The following is a 23,322-nucleotide window of genomic DNA, read 5'->3' on the forward strand; positions in this document are numbered from 1 at the left end:
GGCCGCCGCGACGCAGTGCTTTCGGGAAGTCCGCCATCCTCGGTCAGGCGTGCGACCCGTAGGGTGACGGCGTGCGACTGGTCTCCTTGCCTCTGCTCCTGCCGAGCGGCCTCTGATGGCTGATGCTGCCGCGCCGGCGATGGTCGCCGTCCGGGCCGCCCCACGGCTGGTCCTGCTGACCGTGCTCGCCATCGGCGCGCTCACCTCGGACCTGGACTGGCTGCGGGTCCTCGCGGCGCTGCTGTTCGTGCTCAACGCGGGCCGGTTGCTGTCGCCGGGCTGGCGGCACTGGGTGCGGACGGGGGAGCGGGAGGTCCCCGCGTCGGCGCCGGCGGCGGAGCCAGCGGACCCGACCAAGCACCCGTAGCACTTGGTGAACCCTCACCGCCATAGCGCCGACGTGTCATGACAACCGGGACGGCGCGGGTGCACATTCAGCCCATGACGACGCACCCCCGAAGGCTGATCAGCCTCGCAGCGCTTGCCCTGGTTCTCGGCGCCGCGGCAGTTGTCGCACCGATGATCGCTCAGGCGACCCCTCCCGCACCCACGCTCGGCATCGTCGCCGCGCCCAACCCCGTCGGCCAGAACGACACGTCCACCTTCACCGTCACCGTCGATCCCGGACTGGTGGGCGAGACGGTGCAGCTCGAGCACAAGGCGCTCGGCCTGCTCTGGTCGCTCGTCGACTCCGCGACCCTGGACTCCGACCTGCAGGCGCAGTTCGCCGTCAAGCAGGGTCTGCTCGGCAACTACCAGTACCGGGTCAAGGTCGCGGCCAACGCCAACCACACCGCCGGTACGTCGGCGGTGACGACCCTCAACGTGGTCACCGACCCCACGCCGTACGCCGTCCCGGGCGTCTACGGCTGCGCGAGCGCGACGCCGGGCGTCGCGCGTCCGGGCGGGGGCAGCTGGCAGTGCACGTTCAGCGACGAGTTCTCGGGCACGACGCTCGACACGACGTACTGGCGGGTGGCCAAGCAGGGGCTGATGACCCAGCCCAAGACCGAGAAGGCGTGCTTCGGTGACGAGAGCACCGGCAACGTCAAGGTCGACGGCGGCAGCCTGCACCTGACCGCCAGCGTCAAGGCGAGCGCGACCGCGTGCCCGGCGAACCCGAGCAAGTCCTCGCGCAAGTTCGGCGCGACGGTCTGGCACAACTCCTCGGACGGGACGCAGCCGACGCTGCAGCAGACGTTCGGGTACTACGAGATCCGCGCCAAGCTGCCGTCCCTGCACGGCAGCACCGAGGGTCGCGCGGTGACGCCGCCGGCCACGCCGGCATACCCGACCGACACGGCCAAGGGCCTGCAGGAGACCTTCTACCTGTGGCCGACCACCGACCGGTACGGCTTCTGGCCGCTGTCGGGCGAGATGGACTTCGCCGAGTTCTACAGCGCGGCGGGCAACCTCAACGCCCCCGCCATGCACCAGCTGTCCGGTACGACGACCGGCGGGTGGAAGAGCCCCGGCTGCAATATCGACCCCACCACCGGCGGCACCGTCGGCGGGTTCAACACCTACAAGTTCCTGTGGTCCTCGACCCGCCTGACCACGTGGGTCAACGACAACCCGACCCCGTGCACCGACCTCGCCATCTCGGGAGGCCCCTTCAACAAGGGCTTCTACCTGATCCTCATGCAGGCGTTCGGCAACTCCGAGACGCTCAACGAGTACACGCTGACGCCGGGGGACACCCCGAACGTCGGCACGACCGAGATCGACTACGTGCGGGTCTGGCAGTAGCCCGCCCGTCCTGACCCTGCCGGGCCACCCTGCCGCCGCCTAGGCTCGGCAGGGTGGCTCGGCTCCTTCACCTCAACGGCGCCCCGGGCGTCGGCAAGAGCACGCTCGCGCAGCGGTATGCCGCGGAGCACCCGGGAGTGCTCGCCTGCGACATCGACCGGCTCCGCTGCTTCGTCGGCGGTTGGGAGGACGACTTCGCCGGCGCCGGTGCGGTGATCCGCCCGGTCGCGCAGGCGATGATCGCGGCCCACCTCGCCGAGGGCCGAGACGTCGTGCTGCCGCAGATGCTGGCCGACGAGGACGAGCGCGCCCGCTTCCGCAGCGTCGCCGTCGACGCCGGGCACGCCTACGTGCACGTGCTGCTGCAGGCCCCGCGCGGCATCGCGGCCGACCGGCTGCACGCCCGGCCGGCGGCGGATCCGCTCCACGCCGTGGTGCACGCGGAGATCGAGCGGGCGGGCGGCGCGGCGGCGGTCGAGGAGCTCGCGGACCGGCTGGAGCGGAGCGCCGCCCGCGACCCCGACGTCCTCCGGGTCGACACGGGCGGCAGCCCCACGGCGACGTACGAGGCCCTGGTCGCGGCGCTCGGTTGAGCCCCGGCTCAGCGCTTCCGGTCGCGCAGCGACCCGGTGACCCGGCGCTCGGGGTGCCCGACGGCGCACTGGATGGCGTGGTCGTCGAACAACCGCCAGCTCAGCTTGGTCGGGTAGTAGTAGTAGACCTCGAACTGGGAGTCCGGGTACGGCACGCCGACGAACTTCCGGAACCTCTTGATGCACTCCGTGGTGCGCCGCTCGATCGCGGCCTGCCCGGGGAACTTCCCGCCCGGCACGCGCAGGGTCGCGTAGATCTCGAGGTCGTGCTTGCGGGTGCACGGCAGGAGGGTGACCGTGCCGGACTCCACCTGCTCGTCGGCGTCGGCTCGCCGCAGGTTCGGGTCGTTGAAGCAGTCGCCGGCGCGGAGCTTGAGCGTCGGGACCTCGGACGGTTCGCCGCTGCGCCGGGCCTCCTCGGTGGAGGCGTCGATGCTGTCGTTCACGCTGTCGCGGATGCCGTCGAGGATGGGCGGCACCATGGCCACCTGGAGCGCGGTCGCGGCGAGGCCGAGGACGACGGTGAGCGCGGCGACCCAGCGGGGCTGGAAGCGGCGGCGGGCGAGCGCGACGATCGCGATCACCAGGCCGACGATCGGCAGGCAGGGCACGCACACGACGAGGGCGAGCGCGAAGCCGGTCCAGCCCAGGCCCTTGTCGGTGCCCGGCGGCAGTGCCGCCGGCGGACCGCCGTAGGCAGGGGGAGGGCCGCCGTAGTACGGCAGCGGGTCGCCCGGGGGAGGCGGCTGGCTCATGCGCCGGTCGATCCGCCTGAACCGCCGGAGCCGTCCGATCCATCTGAGCCGACGGGGCCATTGAGCCGGTCGCCGTCGCCGCGGGTGAGGTAGCAGAAGAACCAGTCACCGGTGTCCGGCTCGTCCTCGTCGAAGGCGTCGACCGAGACCGAGGCCTCGTACTCGTCGCCCTCGACCGCCGAGCGGTACGTCGTACGCAGCCCCGGCAGCGCGGCGCAGAAGTCCTGCGTCGAGCGGCTGTCGAAGCTCTCGAGCAGCTCGCCGCTGAACCGGCCGGCCCAGATGATCTCGCCGTCGTGAGGCTCGTCGCAGTCGGCCTTCTCGACGATGTCGAGGCTGTTGACGTCGACGCACTGCCCGGCCCGGGCGTCGTCCTCCTGGACCGACTGCGAGCCGAGCACGATCGCGAACACGAGGAAGCCGGCCATGGCGAGGGTCAGGACGGTGCCGAGCACCAGTCCGGTCACCGCCGCCCACCGTCCGGTACGGCGGCCACCGCCGGTCCGCACCAGGCCGGCGATGCCGAGCGCGACGCCGACCGGCGCTGCGCAGCACGTCGCCGAGCAGATGAGTGCGGCCAGCGAGACGCCGTCGAACGGCGTCCGCGCCGACCCGTACGCGCTGTTGTCGTACGGGTTCGGCGCGGGCTGGTACGGCGGGTACTCCCCGCCGTACGGGTTGCTCATGGCGTCAGGGCAGCTTCTTGTCCAGCGAGCCGCCGTCGGCGAGGGTGAGCACGCACACGACCTTGTCGCCCGAGGCGGGCTTCTTGTCCTGGGTCAGCGCGATGACGAAGTACTTCGGGTCGAGGATCAGGGCCTGCTCACCGGGGTTGAGCATCGGCGCGCAGTGCTCGGCGATCTGCTGCTGGTTGCCGAAGTCGTAGGCCTTGGCCTCGGACGAGGAGAGCTTCTTGGTGGCGATCACCTGGGCGTCGTGCTTCTCGCTGCACTCGACGACCTTGATGCCGCTGACGCCCTCGTCCGAGGTCTTGTCGAGGCCGTTGCCGGTGATGCACTGGCCGTCCTTGAGGTCGTTGATCGGCGTGCCGAAGACGCCGGTGGCGAGCGCGACCACGAGGCCGGCGCCGACGAGCACCGACACGAGGCCGATGGCGATACCGGCGATCGCGAAGCCGCGGCCCTTGCGCTTGCCGCCCTTGGTGCGCGACAGGCCCACGAAACCGAGGATCAGGCCGATCAGACCCGTGCAGCAGAGCAGGCTGAGGACGAAGGACGCCACGGAGACGCCGTCGGTCTTGGCCGGAGGCGTGGCGTCGTACCCACCCGGGGCACCCGGGTACGCACCCGGCGGGGGACCGTAGCCGCCGCCCTGGGGCGCGCCGTAGGGGTTGGGGTTCTGGGGGTTGTTGCCGTACGGATCGCTCACGGCGGTCAGACTAGTGCGGAATCATGGCCATGTGCTGCCGTTCCCCGATGTATCTCGCCGGCGCCGGCTCGCGCTGCGCCACGGTCTAGCCCGCCCCTACCCGAGCGTGGGAGCCGCGGCCGAGGCGATGACGGCGCTCCACGCGACCGAGGCGGCGACCGTCCACCTGGCGCTGTGGGCGCGGGTCGCGGACCTCGCGCTCGACGACGTCGAGCGCGCGCTGTACGACGAGCGCAGCATCGTGAAGCAGCTCGCGATGCGCCGCACGCTGTTCGCCTTCCCGCGCGACCTGCTGCCCGCGGTGTGGGGGAGCGCGGCGGCGCGCGTGGCCGGCCAGCAGCGGACGCAGGTGCTCAAGGACCTGCACGGGAGCGGCTGCGCCGACGACCCGGAGGCGTGGCTCGCCGAGGTCGAGGGCGCGATCGTCGAGGTGCTGGGGGACGGAAAGGCCCGTACCACCGCGCAATTGCGCGAGGAGGTGCCGCTGCTGGCGACCAAGGTCATGCGCGGGGCACCCGGGTCGAAGTGGGCGGTCGAGGTCCCCGTCGCGCCGCAGGTGCTGACGATGCTCGGCGCCGAGGCGCGGGTGCTGCGGGCCGAGAACGCCGGGCACTGGAGGCTGAACAAGCCGGCCTGGACGACGACGGAGGCCTGGCTCGGCGAGGGCGGGGGCGACGGCGCGGGGACCGTGACGCCGCCGGACCCGGCTGCGGGCTATGCCGAGCTGGTCCGGCGCTGGCTCTGGACCTTCGGGCCCGGCACCGAGGCCGACATCGTGTGGTGGCTCGGCGCGACCAAGACGATCGTGCGGCGGGCGCTGGCCGATGTCTCCGCGGTCGCCGTCGCGCTGGACGGCGGTGGGACCGGGTGGGTGCTGCCGGACGACGTTGCCGACCTCGACGGCGGTGGCGGTGGTGGTGGCGGTGTGGAGGCCGAGGTCGCGTCCTGGGCCGCGCTGCTGCCGACCCTGGACCCGACCGTGATGGGCTGGAAGGAGCGCTCCTTCTACCTCGACGCCGCGCACACGCCGTACCTCTTCGACAGCAACGGGAATGCCGGCAACACGGCCTGGTGGGACGGCCGCGTGGTGGGCTGCTGGGTGCAGGACGAGGCGGGGGAGGTGCGCGTCATCCTGCGCGAGGACGTCGGGTCCGAGGCGAGCGCGGCGCTCGACGCCGAGGCGGCCCGGCTCGGGGCGTGGCTCGACGGGGTGCGGATCACCAACGTCTACGCGTCACCGCAGATGCGGAACGCACTCCTTCCCTGACCTAGGATTTCGGTCCGTGAGTCGTCAGCAGCCCGAGCAGCAGGCACCGCCGGTCCAGAAGCTGCGGATCCGGTACGCCAAGCGCGGCCGGCTGCGCTTCACCAGCCACCGCGACGTCAGCCGCGCCATCGAGCGCGCGGTCGTCCGGGCCCGGATCCCGATGGCCTACTCGTCCGGCTTCCACCCGCACCCGCGGATCTCCTACGCCGGCGCCTCGCCGACCGGTGCCGCCAGCGAGTCGGAGTACGTCGAGCTGGGTCTCGCCGAGGTCCGCGAGCCCGCCGAGATCGGCGCCGCGCTCGACGCCGTCCTGCCCGACGGGCTCGACGTGGTCACCATCGTCGACGCGGCGGACACCGCCGCCGGCTCGCTCTCCGACCTGCTCACCGCCAGCCACTGGCTGATCGACCTCGGCGGCGTCCCCGTCGCGGAGGTGCGCGCCGCGGTCGAGGGCTTCCTGGCGACGGAGTCGGTGACCGTGGAGCGGATGACGAAGAAGGGGATGCGCAGCTTCGACTGCCGCGCCGCCGTCGTCCGGCTGGGGGTCGCCGAGAGCGGCGAGCTGGACCTGCTGCTGGAGCACGCGGTGCCCGCCGTACGGCCGGACGACGTGCTGACCGGACTGCGCGAGGTCGGCGGGCTCGCCGTACCGGGGACGGTGCTGCTGACCCGCCTCGCCCAGGGCGTGCTCGACCGGGAGGCCGGCACCGTCGGCGACCCGCTGGCTGCCCGGTGATGCCACCGGCCTGAGGGCCGTGTGCGATACTCGCCACAGATCCACCCCCGTGCGCGTCCCACCGGACAGCGCGCGGTGCGATCTGACGACGTTCTCGCCGGACGGCAGGAAACTGACCGGCCGGCACGGTGGAGACGGTACGACCGCCCGACGCGACGCACCCCGCGACCGCGGCAGGCGAGCGGCCCGCCTCCAGTGACGCTCCGCGGAGGGTGTCGTCCCCCGAAGGCTTACGGTGCCGCGCGTCGCGCGAGCCCCGATGACACCCCGACGCGGAAGCGCCGGGTGGAGGAGTAGCGCCATGACCGACGCGCCCACGGACGCCACCACCGCCCCTACCGAGACCGAGACCGGGGCGGCGGAGAAGCCGGCGAAGCCGGCCAAGAAGGCTGCCGCGAAGAAGACGGCCGCCAAGAAGACCACGACGGCGGCCGCCAAGAAGACGGCCGCTGCGAAGAAGACCGCGGCCAAGAAGACCACGACGGCGGCTGCCAAGAAGACGGCTGCCGCGAAGAAGACCACCACGGCGGCTGCCAAGAAGTCCACGACCGCGGCCGCCAAGAAGACGGCCGCCGCGAAGAAGACCGCGGCCAAGAAGACCACGACGGCGGCCACGGCCAAGGCGAAGGCGAAGAAGGTGGCGGCCGCTGCCGCCGCGACCGAGGCCGCGCCGACCTCCGAGCAGCTCATGCTGACGCCGGAGGAGGAGATCGTCGAGACGCCGGCCGCGCCCGCCGCGCGCGCGGCCGTCGCTCCGCTGTTCCAGGCTCCGGTGGTCGAGGCCGGAACCAAGGCCGAGACCGAGGCCGAGGCCCCGGTGGAGGAGCAGGCTGAGGGCGAGGACGAGGCTGAGGTGGCGGCCGAGGCGCCTGCCGCTGAGACCGGCACCGAGACCGAGCCGGCGACCGAGGTGACCGAGGCTGAGCCCGCCGACGCCGACGCCGACGCCGACACTGACGCCGAGGACGACTCCGACGAGGACGCCGCCTCCGGCGCTCCCCGCCGCCGTCGCCGCCGGGGCGGTCGCCGCCGCCGCAAGCCGGCCGGAGCGAACACCGACTCCGACTCCGACTCCGACTCCGACTCCGACGGCGACCAGGACGCCGACCAAGGCACCGCGGGCGACGGTGACGCCGAGGCTGCCGAGTCCGGGGCCGAGTCTGGCGACGACGCGGCGGGCGAGGCCGGCGGCGCCGGTCAGTCCCGGAACCGGGCCAAGGCGAAGCCGCGGCAGCGGACCCAGTCCAAGGCCGGCCAGACCGATGGCGAGAGCGACGGCGCCGGCGAGGGTGAGACCGACAGCGACGCCGAGGGCGAGGGCGACAACGACGGCGACAACGGCGCCCAGGGCGAGGGCGGCGGTTCGACGTCCTCGCGCCGGCGCCGCCGGCGCCGCCGGGCCGGCGAGGCCGGGTCCGACGCCGAGGGTGGCGACGACCCGGAGAACACCGTCACCCGGGTCCGCAAGCCGCGCTCGGCCGACGACGAGATCACCTCGATCTCCGGCTCGACCCGCCTCGAGGCCAAGAAGCAGCGCCGCCGCGAGGGCCGCGAGGCCGGACGGCGCCGCGCGCCGATCGTGAGCGAGGCCGAGTTCCTGGCCCGCCGCGAGTCGGTGGAGCGGGTCATGGCGGTGCGCCAGCGCAAGGACCTCACCCAGATCGCCGTCCTCGAGGACAAGGTCCTCGTCGAGCACTACGTCGCCCGCGAGTCGCAGACCTCGCTCATCGGCAACGTCTACCTGGGCCGGGTCCAGAACGTCCTGCCGTCGATGGAGGCCGCCTTCATCGACATCGGCAAGGGCCGCAACGCCGTCCTGTACGCCGGCGAGGTCAACTGGTCCGCGCTCGGCCACAAGGACGGCCAGCCCCGCAAGATCGAGTCGGTCCTGCAGTCCGGCCAGACCATCCTGGTCCAGGTCAGCAAGGACCCGATCGGCCACAAGGGCGCCCGTCTCACCAGCCAGATCAGCCTGGCCGGCCGGTTCCTGGTCTACGTGCCCGACGGCACGACGTCCGGGATCTCGCGCAAGCTCCCCGACACCGAGCGCGCGCGGCTCAAGGCGCTGCTCAAGGAGATCGTCCCGGACACCGCCGGCGTCATCGTGCGGACCGCGGCCGAGGGTGCCTCCGAGGACGAGCTGACCCGCGACGTCGAGCGGCTCAAGGCGCGCTGGGAGGACATCGAGGCGCGCGTGGCCAAGGGCAACGCCCCGCAGCTGCTCTACGGCGAGCCGGACCTGACCCTCAAGGTCGTCCGGGACCTGTTCACCGAGGACTTCGCCAAGCTCGTCGTCCAGGGTGACGAGGCCTGGGAGACCGTCAAGGAGTACGTCGAGCACGTCGCGCCCGACCTCGCCGAGCGCCTCGAGCACCACGAGGCCGGCGACGGCGTCCCGGACCTCTTCGCGACGTACCGGATCGACGAGCAGATCGCCAAGGGTCTCGACCGCAAGGTCTGGCTCCCCTCGGGCGGCTCGCTGATCATCGACCGGACCGAGGCGATGACCGTCGTCGACGTCAACACCGGCAAGTTCACCGGCTCCGGGGGCAACCTCGAGGAGACGGTGACCAAGAACAACCTCGAGGCCGCCGAGGAGATCGTGCGCCAGCTGCGGCTGCGCGACATCGGCGGCATCATCGTCGTCGACTTCATCGACATGGTGCTCGAGTCCAACCGCGACCTCGTGCTGCGCCGCCTGGTGGAGTGCCTGGGTCGCGACCGGACCCGCCACCAGGTCGCCGAGGTCACCTCGCTCGGCCTGGTCCAGATGACCCGCAAGCGGATCGGTACGGGTCTGCTCGAGGCCTTCAGCGAGACCTGCACCCACTGCCAGGGCCGCGGCCTGCTCGTGCACGACCTCCCGGTCGAGCCGAAGCGCGGCGGCGGTGGTGGCGGCGGGAACGCGGGCGGCGGCGGCAACGCTGGTGGCGGCGGGAACGCCGGTGCCGGGGGCGGCGAGGACGAGTCGCGTCGCGGCAGCCGTCGGCGCAAGAGCAAGGGCGGCCAGGGCGGCGGCCAGGGCGGCGGTCAGGGTGGCGGCGCGGCTGCGGAGGCGCCGAAGGCCGTGGTCCCGTCCCCGAAGGACGTCGCCGCGATGGCCAAGCCCGCCGAGGACCAGGACCACGAGCAGGGTCACGAGCAGGAGCCGGAGCCGATCGAGGCCGTCGTCGAGGCCGTCGTCGAGGCCGCCGTCGAGGTCGAGGCGAGCACGCCGGTCGAGGCGGAGCCCGAGGCCGAGCAGACGCCCGAGGTGACCCCGGAGCCCGAGGTGACGCCCGAGGTGACGCCCGAGCCCGAGCCCGAGCCGGAGCCCGCGCCGGTGGCCACGACCACGGTCGTGACCCGTACCCGGCGCCGGGCGGCCTCCCGCCCCGCCGGTCCGCCGGTGGCCGCGGAGCCCACCCCCGAGCCCGAGCCCGAGGCGACGCCTGAGCCCGCCCCGGAGCCCACCCCGGAGCCCGAGCCCCACGTGGAGCACGTCCCGATCAAGAAGAAGGGCGCGCGCAAGCGCTGACCCACCCCGACGGGCCCGGTCCGGGAGCCGCGTTTTGGCGGATCCCGGCCCGGCCCGTAACATTGTTCGTCGGTGCGCCGCCGAGGCGTTCCGTTCTGCTGGCACCCGGCATCTCGCGACGTGGCTCGCGACGAGGGATTCCGCAGTGTGCCGTAGACCTAGACGTTGAACCAGAAGGAGCCCGGTGGTGTACGCGATCGTGCGCGCAGGATCGAAGCAGGAGAAGGTCGCTGTCGGCGACGTCATCGAGATCGACAAGGTCTCCACGCCCGCCGGTGAGACCCTGACCCTTCCGGTCGTCCTCGCTGTCGACGGCGACAAGGTGACGAGCACCGGTCTGGACAAGGCCGCGGTGACGGTCGAGGTCCTCGGCGCGACCAAGGGCCCGAAGATCATCATCCAGAAGTACAAGAACAAGACCGGCTACAAGAAGCGCCAGGGTCACCGTCAGAAGTACACCCAGGTCAAGGTCACCGACATCAAGCTCTGACCCCCGGTCAGCTCGACACCCCAAGGACTGAAACATGGCACACAAGAAGGGCGCGGCGTCCACCAAGAACGGCCGCGACTCCAACGCCCAGCGCCTCGGCGTGAAGCGCTTCGGCGGCCAGGTCGTCAACGCCGGCGAGATCATCGTCCGCCAGCGTGGCACCCACTTCCACCCGGGCGCCGGTGTCGGCCGCGGCGGCGACGACACGCTGTTCGCGCTGATCCCCGGTGCGGTGGAGTTCGGCAAGAAGCGCGGCCGCAAGGTCGTCAACATCGTCCCGGGTGAGTGAGCGACGCTCACTCGACCTGAGGCTTCGAAGGGCGTCCCGGTTGCCGGGACGCCCTTCGTCCATTTTCTACTGAAAGACTGATCCCATGGCCGTTCCCACCTTCGTCGACCGCGTGGTCCTGTCCGTGTCCGCCGGTCGCGGCGGCAACGGCGTCGCGTCGGTCCACCGCGAGAAGTTCAAGCCGCTCGGTGGTCCCGACGGCGGCAACGGCGGGCCGGGTGGATCGGTCGTGCTGCGGGTCGACCCCGACGTGACCACGCTGCTGGAGTACCACCACAGCCCCCAGCGCCGTGCCGAGCACGGCGGGCACGGGGCCGGTGACCGGCGCAACGGCGCCCACGGTGCCGACCTGGTGCTGCCTGTCCCGGCCGGCACGGTGGTCAAGCACCGCAACGGCGAGGTGATCGCGGACCTGGTCGGTCCCGGGACCGAGCTGGTCGTCGCCCAGGGTGGGCGCGGTGGCCTCGGCAACGCCTCGCTGGCGTCGAAGTCGCGCAAGGCGCCGGGCTTCGCGCTGCTCGGCGAGCCCGGGGACGAGCTCGAGGTCGTCCTCGAGCTCAAGGTGGTCGCGGACGTCGGCCTGGTCGGCTTCCCGAGTGCCGGCAAGTCCAGCCTGATCGCGGCGATCTCGCGGGCCCGGCCCAAGATCGCCGACTACCCCTTCACCACGCTGGTCCCGAACCTGGGCGTGGTCACCGCCGGCGAGACCGTCTTCACCGTCGCCGACGTGCCCGGCCTGATCGAGGGCGCGGCCGAGGGCCGCGGCCTGGGCCACGACTTCCTGCGCCACATCGAGCGCTGCGCGGCGCTGGTCCACGTGCTCGACACCGCGACGCTGGAGCCGGGCCGCAACCCGGCCGACGACCTCGACGTGATCGAGGACGAGCTGCGCCGGTACGGCGGCCTCGACGACCGCCCGCGCCTGGTGGCCCTCAACAAGGTCGACGTCCCCGACGGTCGCGGCATCGCCGAGCTGGTCGTCGAGGAGCTGCGCGAGCGCGGCCTGCGGGTCTTCGAGATCTCCGCCGTGTCCGGTGAGGGCACCCGCGAGCTGATCTACGCCATGGCCGAGATCGTCAACGAGGCCCGGCGTGCCCAGGCCGCCGAGATCCCCGCGCGGATCGTCGTACGGCCCAAGGCCATCGACGACGACGGCTTCACCATCAAGCGCACCGGCGCGGGCTGGCGGGTGCGCGGCACCAAGCCGGAGCGCTGGGTACGCCAGACCGACTTCAGCAACGACGAGGCGGTCGGCTACCTCGCCGACCGGCTCAACCGGCTGGGCGTCGAGGCCAAGCTGGTCCAGCTCGGGGCCGAGGAGGGCGACGCCGTCCTCATCGGGCCCACCGACAACTCGGTGGTCTTCGACTTCAAGCCGGGCATCGACGCGGGCGCTGAGAACCTGTCCCGCCGCGGCGAGGACGACCGCTTCCACGCGGAGCGGCCGGCTGCTTCGCGCCGGCGCGAGATCCAGGAGAACATGGACGACCGCGGCGAGAACGAGACCCGCGCCGACGTGGCCCGCCGGATCGACAAGCCCGAGGTCTACGGACCGACCTCCTACGAGATCGGCTCCGACCAGGACCCGGACGTCAAGCCGCCGACCGACGAGGACGACTGGCTCGAGGACGATCCCGGTGAGTGAGCGGGAGGCCGTCACGGCCGCCCGTCGCATCGTCGTCAAGGTCGGCTCGTCGTCGCTGACCACCGCCTCCGGAGGCATCGACCCCGCGCAGGTCAGCACGCTGGTCGACGTCCTGGCGGCCGCGCGCGAGCGGGGCGCCGAGGTCGTGCTCGTCTCCTCGGGTGCGATCGCGGCCGGCCTGGCCCCGCTGGGCCTCAAGCGCCGTCCGCGCGGGCTCGCCGCCCAGCAGGCCGCGGCCAGCGTCGGGCAGGGCCTGCTCGTGCACCGCTACACCGAGGAGCTCGCCCGGCACGGCCTCATCGCCGGCCAGGTGCTGCTCACCCTCGACGACGTCACCCGGCGCTCGCACTACCGCAACGCCCACCAGACGTTCGCCCAGCTGCTCGAGCTCGGCGTCATCCCGATCGTCAACGAGAACGACACGGTCGCCACCACCGAGATCCGCTTCGGCGACAACGACCGGCTCGCGGCGCTCGTCGCGCACCTGGTCCACGCCGACCTGCTGGTGCTGCTCTCCGACGTCGACGGCCTGTACGACGGCCCGCCGAGCCGCCCCGGTGCCCGGCTGGTCACCGACGTGCGCACCGACGCCGACCTCGCCGACGTCGTCGTGGGCTCCGCCGGGTCGGCCGGCGTCGGCACCGGTGGGATGGTGACCAAGGTCGACGCGGCCGCGATCGCCACCGGCTCCGGCATCCCCGTCGTCCTCACCTCGGCCGACCAGGCCGGCGCGGCGCTCGCGGGCGAGCCCGTGGGCACGCTCTTCCACCCCACCGGCAAGCGCCGGCCCACCCGGCTGCTGTGGCTGCGCCACGCGACCGAGGCCAAGGGGGCGCTGGTGCTCGACGCCGGCGCGGTGCGGGCGGTCGTCGAGCGGCGCGCGTCGCTGCTCGCCGCGGGCGTCACCGGCGTCCAGGGCGACTTCGCGGCCGGTGACCCGGTCAACCTGCTCGACCCCGACGGCACCGTCGTGGGCCGCGGCCTGGTCAACTTCGACGCCGCCGAGGTGCCGAACCTGCTGGGCCGCTCCTCGCGCGAGCTCAAGCGCGAGCTCGGTGCGGCGTACGAGCGCGAGATCATCCACCGCGACGACCTCGTCGTGCTCTGAGCGAGCGCTGACCGCGACTCAGTCGCCGACGGCGTCGATCCCGCGCTGCACGATGAGCGGGTCGGGCCGGCCGACCACGGCGTGGTCCTTGCCGTCGTACTCGAAGCGGGCGAGGAAGTGGCGCATCGCGTTGATCCGGGCGCGCTTCTTGTCGTTGGACTTGATGGTGGTCCAGGGCACGACGTCGGTGTCGGTGCGCCGGAACATCGCCTCCTTGGCGGCCGTGTAGGCCGCCCAGCGGTCGAGCGACTCCAGGTCCATGGGGGAGAGCTTCCACTGCCGCACCGGGTCGACCTGGCGGATGATGAACCGGGTGCGCTGCTCGGAGCGGGTCACCGAGAACCAGAACTTGGTGAGGGTGATGCCGGACTCGACGAGCATCTCCTCGAAGTACGGCACGTGCCTCATGAAGGTGTCGTACTGCTCGTCGGTGCAGAAGTCCATCACCCGCTCGACGACCGCGCGGTTGTACCAGCTGCGGTCGAACAGGGCGATCTCGCCGGCGGTGGGCAGCTGCTGGACGTAGCGCTGGAAGTACCACTGTCCCTGCTCGCGGTCGCTCGGCTTGGTCAGCGCGACGACACGGGCGTGGCGGGGGTTGAGGTGCTCCATGAACCGCTTGATCGTGCCGCCCTTGCCGGCGGCGTCGCGGCCCTCGAAGACGATGACGTGCTGGGTGCCGGTGGCCTGCGCCCAGGCCTGGAACTTGAGCAGCTCGACCTGCAGCAGGTACTTCTGCTCGTCGTACTCCGCGCGGGGCAGCCGCTCGTCGTAGGGGTAGTTCTCGCGCCAGGTGTCGACGGCCTTGCCGTGCGGGTCGATGAGCACCGGGTCGTCGTCGTGGTCGTCGCCGATGGTGTGCCCGTCGATGCCGAGACGGTCGATGTAGGCCCGGACGTCGTGAAGCATGGTCGGAGGCTAGGGAGCCCGCGTGAACGGGAGGTGTCCGTCCTCTAACCTTGGAGACGCCATGAACGACGTTCGCACGGTCTACCTCGACCACGCCGCGACGACGCCGATGACCGACGTCGCGGTGGAGGCGATGACCGCCCACCTGCGTGAGGTCGGCAACGCCAGCTCGCTGCACGCCTCCGGACGTCGCGCGCGCCGCGTGATCGAGGAGTCCCGCGAGACCGTCGCCCAGGCGCTCGGCTGCCGGCCCGGCGAGGTGGTCTTCACCTCCGGCGGCACCGAGGCCGACAACCTGGCCGTCAAGGGGCTGTTCTGGTCCCGGCGCGACGGCGACCCGCGGCGCACCCGGGTGCTCTCGACCGCGGTCGAGCACCACGCCGTGCTCGACCCGCTGGAGTGGCTCGCCGAGCACGAGGGCGCCGACGTCGAGCTGCTGCCGGTCGACGACGACGGACGGCTGCGCGTCGACGCGCTGCGCGCCTCGGTCGAGCGCGACCCGGCCTCGGTCGCCCTGATCACGGTGATGTGGGCCAACAACGAGGTCGGCACGCTCCAGCCGCTCGACCAGGTGGTCGCGATCGCCGCCGAGCACGGCATCCCGGTGCACACCGACGCCGTCCAGGCGGTCGGGGCGACGCCGGTCGACTTCGCCGCCTCGGGCGTCGACGCGCTCTCGCTGTCGGGGCACAAGGTCGGCGGGCCCCAGGGCGTCGGCGCGCTCGTCGTACGGCGTGAGGTGGCGCTGACCCCCCAGCTGCACGGCGGCGGCCAGGAGCGTGACGTGCGCAGCGGCACCCTCGACGTCCCGGCGATCGCCGGCTTCGCGGCCGCGGTCGAGCTCGCGGTCAAGCAGCAGGCCGACCACGCCGCGCGGCTCGCGGGTCTGCGTGACGACCTCGTGGCCGCCGTACGACGGGCGGTGCCGGACGCCGTCCTCAACGGCGACCCCGTCGACCGGCTGCCCGGCAACGTCCACCTGAGCTTCCCCGGCTGCGAGGGCGACTCGCTGCTCATGCTCCTCGACGCCCGTGGCATCGAGTGCTCGACCGGCTCGGCCTGCTCGGCCGGCGTCCCGCAGCCCTCGCACGTGCTGCTCGGGATGGGCCGCTCCAGCGACGAGGCGCGCAGCTCGCTGCGGTTCAGCCTGGGCCACACCAGCACCGAGGCCGACGTCGCGGCCGTCGCCGAGGCGATCGGCCCGTGCGTCGAGCGCGCGCGTGCGGCCCATGTCTGACCTCGGGCAGGTGATCCGGTGAAGGTCGTCGCCGCCATGTCCGGGGGAGTGGACTCCGCCGTCGCCGCCGCGCGCGCCGCCGAGGCCGGCCACGAGGTGACCGGCATCCACCTCGCACTCTCGCGCAACCCGAAGTCCTACCGCACCGGCGCCCGGGGCTGCTGCACCATCGAGGACGCCAACGACGCCCGCCGTGCGGCCGACGTGATCGGCATCCCGTTCTACGTCTGGGACCTCTCCGACCGCTTCCACACCGATGTGGTCGAGGACTTCATGGACACCTACGCCGCCGGGCAGACCCCCAACCCGTGCCTGCGCTGCAACGAGAAGATCAAGTTCGCCGCCGTCCTCGACAAGGCGCTGGCGCTGGGCTTCGACGCCGTCGCGACCGGCCACTACGCGACCGTCCGTACGTCGTCCGACGGCGCGATCGAGCTGCACCGCGCGGTCGACGCGGCCAAGGACCAGTCCTACGTGCTCGGCGTCCTCGACGAGCAGCAGCTGCGCCACTCGCTGTTCCCGCTCGGCGACACCGCGAAGCCGCAGGTGCGCGCCGAGGCCGCCGCGCGCGGGCTGCTCGTCGCGGACAAGCCCGACAGCCACGACATCTGCTTCGTCGCCGACGGCGACAACGCCGGCTGGCTGCGCGAGAAGCTCGGCGACCGCGCGCCCAACCAGGGCGGCGAGATCCGCGACGACGAGACCGGCGAGGTCGTGGGTCACCACGCCGGCACCTATGCCTACACGATCGGGCAGCGCAAGGGACTGCGGCTCGGGCACCCCGCGCCCGACGGACGGGCGCGCTACGTGCTCGACATCGAGCCGGTCTCGGGCACGGTCACGGTGGGTCCGCGCGAGCGGCTCGCGGTCGACCAGGTGCGCGGGGACCGGGTCCGCTGGTGCGGTGCCGCGCTCCCGGCCGGCACGGTCCTGGCGGGCGAAGCGGTGAGCGTGCAGCTGCGGGCGCACGGCGCGGAGCACCGGGCCGTGGTCCGGGTGGGGGAGGACGGGCTCGTCGTCGACCTGCTCGACCACGCCGAGGGGATCGCCCCCGGCCAGGCCGTCGTCGTGTACGACGGCACCCGGGTCGTCGGCTCCGCCACCATCACCGCGACCCACCGGGTCGGCACGTGAGGGCGACCGGGATCGGTTCGTTCCCGGGCACCGAGCAGCGCGACCTCGACGAGGCGCTGGCCGTCGTCCTGGGCGAGGTGGCCGCCGACGAGCACGGGATCGGCTACGTGCCCGAGGTGCCCGGCCGCGGCGCCCCGGCCGGCATGATCGGCCGCACCCTCGGCCTGGTCGCCGAGCTCGACGCCGACCTCCAGCCCGCCGGCTGGCGGCTGACCGGCTCGGCCGGAGCCCCGCCCCTCGACCAGCGGCGCGCCCGCAGCCTGCTGGCCCAGGACCTCGACGCCGTCGAGGAGCAGGCGGCCGGCCACACCGGCGCCTTCAAGACCCAGCTGACCGGCCCCTGGACGCTGGCCGCCACGGTCGAGCGCCCGCGCGGCGACAAGCTGCTCGCCGACCACGGCGCGCGCCGCGAGCTCGCCCAGGCCCTGGCCGTCGCGGTCACCGACCACGTCGCGGACCTGCGCCGCCGGCTGCCCGCGGCCGCGTCGCTCGTGGTCCAGCTCGACGAGCCGGCGCTCCCGGCCGTGCTGGCCGCCGCGATCCCGACGGCGTCGGGCTTCGGCAAGCACCGGATGATCCACCCGCCCGAGGCCAGCGAGGCGCTGGGCTGGGTGCTCGACGCGATCCGTGACGCCGGTGCGGAGCCGTGGGTGCACTGCTGCGCGCCCGGCGTACCGATCGGGCTGCTGCGGGGGGCCGGGGCGCGCGGCGTGATGCTCGACCTCGCGCTCCTCGACGCCGACGGGCACGACGCGGCCGCCGAGGCGCTCGAGGCGGGCGACACGATCGCGCTGGGCGTCGTACCGACGGCGGGGGAGCTGCCCGGCGACAAGGAGGTCGTCGAGCGGGTGCTGCGCTGGCTCGACATGCTCGGCCTCGACCCGGAGGTCGTCGGCGGCGGGCTGGTCGTCACGCCCGCCTGCGGACTGGCGGGGAGCACCGCCCGGGACGCACGACGGGCCACCGAGCTCGTTCGCTCGGTGGCCCGTTCGCTGGGCGGCTAGACCTCAGCCGACGTGGACGCCCTCGGGCGCGTCCGTGGCGAGCTCGGTGTGCTTGACGCTGAGCAGCAGCCACACGATCAGCGACGCGGTCCAGATCATGAACGCGCCGACGAGGAAGGCGTGCGTGGCACCGTCGGCGAACGCGATCAGGCCGTTGGCCGGGTTGGTCGGGTTGCCGGTCGCGAGGTCGGCGAGCTTCTCGGTGGTGAAGTGCGACGCGACCGCCGAGAGCGTGGCGAGACCGAGCGCGCCACCGACCTGCTGCATGGTGTTGAGGACACCGGAGCCGATACCGGCGTCCTGGGTGCGGACGCCGTGGACGGCGACCAGCGTCATCGGGACGAAGGTCAGGCCCATGCCGATCGACATGAGGACGACGAACGGCGCGATGTCGGTCCAGTAGTTCTCGCTGCCGAACTCGATCCGGGAGAAGAAGAACAGCGCGATGCCGGCGAGGATCGTGCCGGTGCCGGCCAGGACGCGCGGGTCGACCTTGGCGACGAGCTTGGACGACGCCGTCGCACCGAAGACCATGCCGACCGCGAAGGGCAGGAAGGCGAAGCCGGTCTTGAGCGGGGAGTAGCCCATCACGTTCTGGACGTAGAGCGAGAGGAAGAAGAACATCGCGAACATCGCCGCGGGCGTGATCATCATCGAGACGAAGGCGACCGCGCGGTTGCGGTTGGCGAAGATCGACAGCGGCATCAGCGGGTTGGAGACGCGGCGCTCGACGAAGATGAACGCGACCAGGGCGAGGACGCCCAGCACCATCGCGGTGACGGCGACCGGGTCACCCCAGCCGTAGCTGGTGCCGTGCGGGTTGAGCGCGGTGATCGTGTCGGGGTCGACGTTGCTGGTGCGGGTGATGCCGTAGACCAGGGCCAGCAGACCGCCGGTGCCGAGGATGGCGCCGGGCAGGTCGAGCGAACCGGCGTGGTGGTCGGTGTCGGGCAGCAGCTTCGGGGCGAAGTACGCCGCGAGGAGGCCGATCGGGACGTTGATCAGGAAGGTCAGGCGCCAGCCCCAGGCGGGGTCGAGGTCGGTCAGCCAGCCACCGAGGACCAGGCCGATCGCGGCACCGATGCCGGACATGGCGGCGAAGACCGAGAACGCGCGGTTGCGCTGGGGACCGGCCGGGAAGGTCGTGGTGATGAGCGCGAGCGCGGTCGGCGAGGCGAGCGCCGCACCGAGGCCCTGGAGGCCACGGGAGCCGAGCAGCATCGCCTCGTTCTGGGCGACACCGCCCAGGGCGGAGGCGATCGCGAACAGCGCGACGCCGGCCATGAAGACGCGGCGGCGGCCGAAGAGGTCGCCCAGCCGGCCGCCGAGCAGGAGCAGGCCGCCGAAGGCCAGGGCGTACCCGGTGACGACCCAGGACAGGTTGGACGGGTCGATCTTCAGGTCGGTGCCGATGTAGGGCAGGGCGATGTTGGCGATGGTGCTGTCGAGCACCACCATCAGCTGCGCCATGCAGATCAGCACGAGCGCCCAGCCGAGGTGGCCGGGGGAGGACGGGCCGTCGACGGCGTCGGGTTGCGACGCCGACATGTCATCCGGCGCGTCCGAGGACTTGATGTCGGTCACGAGGGTTCCTTCGGGTGTGAGGAGAGATTCAGCCGCGGGTGGCGGCAGGGAGGATCACCTGGTCGACGACGCGGGCGATCAGGTCAGGGGTAGCGGGCTCGCCGAGCAGGAACATGCGGTGCAGGACGATGCCCGGGAGGGCGGCGGAGAGGATCTCCAGGTCGAGGTCGTCGCGCAGCTCGCCCCGATCGTGCGCGCGCTGGTAGATCTGGCGGGCCACGTCGACCTTGGGGCCGACGAAGCGCTCGCGGAAGGCGGCCGCGAACTCGGCGTCACGGCCGATGGCCGTGACGACGCTGCCGAGGATCGAGGTCTGGTGGTCGTCGGTCAGGCCACCGGAACCGCAGAAGACGGCCAGCAGGTCACCGCGCAGGCTGCCGGTGTCGGTCGGGACCTCGAGCGGTGTCTTCTGCGACATGAGCGCATCGATCACCAGGGCGGCCTTGCCCTCCCAACGGCGGTAGAGCGTGGCCTTGGACGCCTTGGCCTTGGTGGCCACGGCGTCCATGGTGAGCCGGTCGTACCCCATGTCGACGAGGACCGCGAGGGTCGCGTCGAGGATCTCCTGCTCGCGGTTGCCCTCGACGCGGGGACGGGTCGTCGCCTCACGGCGGCTGAGTCGAGGGACCATGGATGAAACGGTACGGTTTCGTTTCAATCATGGCAACCAGGAGACCGCTGTGATCCGCGCGACACCGGCAGCGGGACGGCGTGACGCCGCGAGCCGCCCGCGACAGTGTCGGCGCGACGCGGAAGAATGCGCGCCATGAGCGACGCCGCCGACCTCCCCGTCGTACCGCCCGAGGCCCGGGAGGAGCACGCCACGATCACCGACGAGATCGAGGAGGCGCGCTGGCGCTACTACGTGCTCGACGACCCGACGCTCTCCGACGCCGACTTCGACGCGCGGATGCGGCGGCTCGAGGAGCTCGAGGAGCAGTACGCCGAGCTGCGCACCCCCGACTCGCCGACCCAGAAGGTCGGGGGCGCGGTGTCGACGGAGTTCACCGCGGTCGACCACCTGCAGCGGATGGAGAGCCTCGACAACGCCTTCTCCTACGAGGAGCTGGGGGCCTGGTACGCCCGGCTCGGCCGGGACGGGATCAGCGAGCCGGCGCTGCTGTGCGAGCTCAAGGTCGACGGCCTGGCGATCAACCTGCTCTACGAGCAGGGCCGGCTGGTGCGGGCGCTGACCCGCGGCGACGGGCGCACCGGCGAGGACGTGACCCCCAACGTCAAGACGATCGCCTCGGTGCCGCACCGGCTGAGCGGGACCGACGAGTTCCCGGTGCCGGCGCTGGTCGAGGTGCGCGGCGAGGTGTTCCTGCCCGTCGAGGCCTTCGAGGCGCTCAACGTGGCGATGATCGAGGCCGGCAAGCCCGCCTTCGCCAACCCGCGCAACGCCGCGGCCGGCTCGCTGCGCCAGAAGGACCCGCGGGTCACCGCGACCCGCGCACTCGGCATGGTCTGCCACGGCATCGGCGCGCGCGAGGGCTTCGAGCCGAGCGCGCAGTCCGAGGCCTACCGCGCCCTCGCGGCCTGGGGGCTGCCGGTCTCCGAGCAGGTCAAGGTGCTGCCGGCGCTGGCCGACGTCGAGGGCTACATCGCCAACGCGGGCGAGAAGCGGCACAGCCTGGTGCCCTACGAGATCGACGGTGTCGTGGTCAAGGTCGACGACGTCGCGCTGCAGCGCCGGCTCGGCTCGACCAGCCGGGCACCGCGCTGGGCGATCGCCTACAAGTACCCGCCCGAGGAGGTCAACACCGAGCTGCTCGGCATCGAGGTCAACACCGGGCGCACCGGCCGGGTGACGCCGTACGGCGTGATGCGGCCGGTCAAGGTGGCCGGCTCCACGGTCGAGATGGCCACGCTGCACAACGGCTACGAGGTGGCCCGCAAGGACGTCCGCCCCGGTGACACCGTGATCCTGCGCAAGGCCGGCGACGTCATCCCCGAGATCGTCGGGCCGGTGCTCGCGCTGCGCCCCGAGGGCCTGCCGGCCTGGGTGATGCCGACCGACTGCCCCTCCTGCGGCACGACCCTGGTCGAGCAGAAGGAGGGCGACAAGGACCGCCGCTGCCCCAACCACGAGCACTGCCCGGCCCAGGTGCGCGAGCGGGTCTTCCACGTCGCCGGGCGCGGTGCCTTCGACATCGAGGGCCTCGGGTACGAGGCGGCCGTCGCGCTGCTCGAGTCGGGCGCGATCACCAACGAGGGCGACATCTTCTCGCTCACCGAGGACCAGCTGCGCTCCACCGCGCTCTTCACCCGCGCGCCCAAGAAGGACGAGGAGGGCCTTCAGCTCTCGGCCAACGGCCGCAAGCTCCTCGACAACCTCGGCGAGCGCAAGGCCAAGGTCCCGCTCTGGCGGGTGCTCGTGGCGCTCTCGATCCGCCACGTCGGCCCCACCGCGGCCCGTGCGCTGGCCACCGAGTTCGGCTCGATGACCGCGATCCGCGAGGCCACCGAGGAGGCGCTCGCCGCCGCCGAGGGCGTCGGCCCGACCATCGCCGCCGCGGTCATCGAGTGGTTCGGCGTCCCGTGGCACACCGCGATCGTCGACGCGTGGGAGCGCGACGGGGTGGCGATGGCCGACGAGCGCGACGAGTCCGTGGCCCGCACGCTCGAGGGCCTGACCATCGTGGTCACCGGCTCGCTCGAGGAGTTCTCCCGGGACTCGGCCAAGGAGGCGATCCTGTCGCGCGGCGGCAAGGCCGCGGGGTCGGTGTCGAAGAAGACCGACTACGTCGTGGTCGGCGAGAACGCCGGGTCCAAGGCCGAGAAGGCCGAGCAGCTCGGCGTCCGGGTGCTGACCGAGGACCTCTTCAAGGTGCTGCTCGACCAGGGCCCGGAGGGTCTGCCGCCCGAGGCAGAATGAGCCCATGAGGCGGTGGATCCCGCTGGTCCTGGTGGCGCTGCTGGGTGCGGCGTGCTCGGGGGCCGACGAGCCGAGGGGCGCGTCGACGACGACGCCGGTGACGAGCGCGACGCCGAGCGCCTCCGCGACGGCGCCCGCGGTGGACCCGCCGCACCCGGTCTCGCTCCCGGCGCTGCGCGCCGCGGACCTGCGCGGGGGCGGGCTGCGGCTGGGTGCCGAGGTGGCGCGGACGCCCCAGCACCGGCAGTACGCCGTCACCTACCGCAGCGGCGGCCTCACGATCTCGGGGCGGCTCGCCGTACCGGAGGGCGCGGGGCCGTTCCCGGCGGTCGTCCTGGCGCACGGCTACATCGACCCCGCCGTCTACGTCAACGGCCAGGGGATGACGCGGGAGCGGGCGTGGTTCGGCGACCGGGGGTACGTCGCGCTGCACGTCGACTACCGCGGCCACGCGGGCTCCAGCCCCGACCGCAGCGGCGGCCTCGACATGCGGATGGGCTACACCGAGGACGTCGTCAACGCGGTCGCGGCCCTGCGGTCCTGGGCCGGACCGGTCGACGACGAGCGGGTCGCGCTCGTGGGTCGCTCGATGGGCGGCGGGATCGTCTACAACGCGCTCGCCGTCCGGCCCGGACTGGTCGACGCGGCGGTGGTGTTCGCGCCCGTGAGCTCGGACGCCGTCGACAACTTCGACCACTTCATCCGGGGCGACGCAGGTCGCGGGGACGCGGCGCGCCGGATCCTGCGCCGCTACGGCGCGCCGCGCGAGGCCCCGGCGTTCTGGCGGGGGATCAGCGCCCGGACCTACTTCACGGACATCACCGAGCCGGTCCTCATCCACCACGGGACCGCCGACGCCACCTGCCCGATCGCCTGGAGCCGCGCGACCGCCCGGTCGCTGCGGGCGGCCGGGGTCGACGTGACGCTGCGGACCTATCCGGGCGAGCAGCACGCCTTCGGTCCGCAGTGGGCGCTGTCGATGACCCGCACCGATCGGTTCCTCCGAAGGCACCTGTCGGCGGGCTGAAGCGCCACTAG

General features: G+C 72.7%; 21 protein-coding genes. 15 read left to right on the top strand and 6 right to left on the bottom strand.

The window, feature by feature from the left end:
* Nucleotides 1-115 precede the first annotated feature (115 nt).
* From CCO04_RS14750 to CCO04_RS14760, 3 genes are all read left to right on the top strand, one after another.
* Nucleotides 116-367, top strand: a complete 252-nt coding sequence (locus tag CCO04_RS14750; RefSeq protein WP_215814874.1) for a hypothetical protein — start codon at nt 116-118, stop codon at nt 365-367.
* A 152-nt stretch (nt 368-519) separates the two neighbouring features.
* Nucleotides 520-1,749, top strand: a complete 1,230-nt coding sequence (locus tag CCO04_RS14755; RefSeq protein WP_215814875.1) for a glycoside hydrolase family 16 protein — start codon at nt 520-522, stop codon at nt 1,747-1,749.
* 53 nt (nt 1,750-1,802) lie between these two features.
* Nucleotides 1,803-2,342 carry an ATP-binding protein gene (locus CCO04_RS14760; protein WP_215814876.1) on the top strand — a complete coding sequence of 180 codons (540 nt, stop codon included), beginning with the start codon at nt 1,803-1,805 and terminating at the stop codon, nt 2,340-2,342.
* 8 nt (nt 2,343-2,350) lie between these two features.
* Here the strand turns inward: CCO04_RS14760 and CCO04_RS14765 are convergent, their stop codons facing one another.
* The 3 genes from CCO04_RS14765 to CCO04_RS14775 are packed head-to-tail and all read right to left on the bottom strand — an operon-like array spanning nt 2,351 to nt 4,486.
* On the bottom strand, nt 2,351-3,097 hold the full coding sequence (locus CCO04_RS14765; protein WP_215814877.1) for a hypothetical protein: 747 nt from the start codon (nt 3,095-3,097) through the stop codon (nt 2,351-2,353).
* On the bottom strand, nt 3,094-3,783 hold the full coding sequence (locus tag CCO04_RS14770; RefSeq protein WP_215814878.1) for a hypothetical protein: 690 nt from the start codon (nt 3,781-3,783) through the stop codon (nt 3,094-3,096). The genes CCO04_RS14765 and CCO04_RS14770 overlap by 4 nt, the downstream gene beginning before the upstream one ends.
* Nucleotides 3,784-3,787: 4 nt before the next feature.
* Nucleotides 3,788-4,486 carry a DUF4190 domain-containing protein gene (locus tag CCO04_RS14775; protein WP_215814879.1) on the bottom strand — a complete coding sequence of 233 codons (699 nt, stop codon included), beginning with the start codon at nt 4,484-4,486 and terminating at the stop codon, nt 3,788-3,790.
* A 31-nt stretch (nt 4,487-4,517) separates the two neighbouring features.
* Between CCO04_RS14775 and CCO04_RS14780 the strand changes: the two genes are divergently transcribed.
* The 7 genes from CCO04_RS14780 to proB all read left to right on the top strand — a co-directional run bounded on the left by CCO04_RS14780 (nt 4,518) and on the right by proB (nt 13,538).
* Nucleotides 4,518-5,753: a winged helix DNA-binding domain-containing protein gene (locus tag CCO04_RS14780; protein ID WP_308281226.1), complete on the top strand. Its 1,236-nt coding sequence runs from the start codon at nt 4,518-4,520 to the stop codon at nt 5,751-5,753.
* Between the two features lie 16 nt (nt 5,754-5,769).
* Nucleotides 5,770-6,489 carry a TIGR03936 family radical SAM-associated protein gene (locus CCO04_RS14785; RefSeq protein WP_215814880.1) on the top strand — a complete coding sequence of 240 codons (720 nt, stop codon included), beginning with the start codon at nt 5,770-5,772 and terminating at the stop codon, nt 6,487-6,489.
* A gap of 301 nt (nt 6,490-6,790) precedes the next feature.
* Nucleotides 6,791-10,006 carry an Rne/Rng family ribonuclease gene (locus tag CCO04_RS14790; protein WP_215814881.1) on the top strand — a complete coding sequence of 1,072 codons (3,216 nt, stop codon included), beginning with the start codon at nt 6,791-6,793 and terminating at the stop codon, nt 10,004-10,006.
* A 187-nt stretch (nt 10,007-10,193) separates the two neighbouring features.
* Nucleotides 10,194-10,496 (top strand): 50S ribosomal protein L21, encoded by a 303-nt coding sequence (gene rplU / locus CCO04_RS14795; protein WP_215814882.1) that lies wholly within the window; start codon nt 10,194-10,196, stop codon nt 10,494-10,496.
* Between the two features lie 34 nt (nt 10,497-10,530).
* Nucleotides 10,531-10,785: a 50S ribosomal protein L27 gene (gene rpmA / locus CCO04_RS14800; RefSeq protein ID WP_215814883.1), complete on the top strand. Its 255-nt coding sequence runs from the start codon at nt 10,531-10,533 to the stop codon at nt 10,783-10,785.
* 85 nt (nt 10,786-10,870) lie between these two features.
* Nucleotides 10,871-12,430, top strand: coding sequence for a GTPase ObgE (gene obgE, locus CCO04_RS14805; protein WP_215814884.1), 1,560 nt, complete (start codon nt 10,871-10,873; stop codon nt 12,428-12,430).
* Complete coding sequence (proB, locus tag CCO04_RS14810; RefSeq protein ID WP_215814885.1) at nt 12,423-13,538, top strand: glutamate 5-kinase; 1,116 nt, start codon at nt 12,423-12,425, stop codon at nt 13,536-13,538. Before obgE ends, proB begins: the two co-directional genes overlap by 8 nt.
* 18 nt (nt 13,539-13,556) lie before the next feature.
* On the opposite strand, the gene ppk2 is transcribed toward proB, so the two are convergent.
* Nucleotides 13,557-14,447 carry a polyphosphate kinase 2 gene (gene ppk2, locus CCO04_RS14815; protein ID WP_215814886.1) on the bottom strand — a complete coding sequence of 297 codons (891 nt, stop codon included), beginning with the start codon at nt 14,445-14,447 and terminating at the stop codon, nt 13,557-13,559.
* Nucleotides 14,448-14,508: 61 nt separating this feature from the next.
* Between ppk2 and CCO04_RS14820 the strand changes: the two genes are divergently transcribed.
* From CCO04_RS14820 to CCO04_RS14830, 3 genes are read left to right on the top strand one after another with little or no spacing between them, the layout of a single operon-like run.
* Nucleotides 14,509-15,684, top strand: coding sequence for a cysteine desulfurase family protein (locus CCO04_RS14820; RefSeq protein WP_215814887.1), 1,176 nt, complete (start codon nt 14,509-14,511; stop codon nt 15,682-15,684).
* Nucleotides 15,685-15,702: 18 nt separating this feature from the next.
* Nucleotides 15,703-16,818: a tRNA 2-thiouridine(34) synthase MnmA gene (mnmA, locus tag CCO04_RS14825; protein WP_215814888.1), complete on the top strand. Its 1,116-nt coding sequence runs from the start codon at nt 15,703-15,705 to the stop codon at nt 16,816-16,818.
* Nucleotides 16,815-17,822 (top strand): methionine synthase, encoded by a 1,008-nt coding sequence (locus CCO04_RS14830; protein WP_215814889.1) that lies wholly within the window; start codon nt 16,815-16,817, stop codon nt 17,820-17,822. Before mnmA ends, CCO04_RS14830 begins: the two co-directional genes overlap by 4 nt.
* A 3-nt stretch (nt 17,823-17,825) precedes the next feature.
* Here CCO04_RS14830 and CCO04_RS14835 read toward each other — a convergent pair whose 3' ends face one another.
* Both CCO04_RS14835 and CCO04_RS14840 read right to left on the bottom strand, forming a co-directional pair.
* Entirely contained in the window at nt 17,826-19,406 is a 1,581-nt protein-coding gene (locus CCO04_RS14835; protein WP_308281229.1) for an MFS transporter, read from the bottom strand.
* A 28-nt stretch (nt 19,407-19,434) separates the two neighbouring features.
* On the bottom strand, nt 19,435-20,037 hold the full coding sequence (locus CCO04_RS14840) for a TetR/AcrR family transcriptional regulator (RefSeq protein ID WP_215814890.1): 603 nt from the start codon (nt 20,035-20,037) through the stop codon (nt 19,435-19,437).
* Between the two features lie 126 nt (nt 20,038-20,163).
* Between CCO04_RS14840 and ligA the strand changes: the two genes are divergently transcribed.
* Entirely contained in the window at nt 20,164-22,284 is a 2,121-nt protein-coding gene (gene ligA, locus CCO04_RS14845) for an NAD-dependent DNA ligase LigA (RefSeq protein WP_374197007.1), read from the top strand.
* 4 nt (nt 22,285-22,288) lie between these two features.
* On the top strand, nt 22,289-23,311 hold the full coding sequence (locus tag CCO04_RS14850) for a S9 family peptidase (protein ID WP_215814892.1): 1,023 nt from the start codon (nt 22,289-22,291) through the stop codon (nt 23,309-23,311).
* Nucleotides 23,312-23,322: the final 11 nt, after the last annotated feature.

Origin of the sequence: Pimelobacter sp. 30-1 (genome assembly GCF_018831735.1) — a bacterium.
GTDB lineage: Bacteria > Actinomycetota > Actinomycetes > Propionibacteriales > Nocardioidaceae > Nocardioides.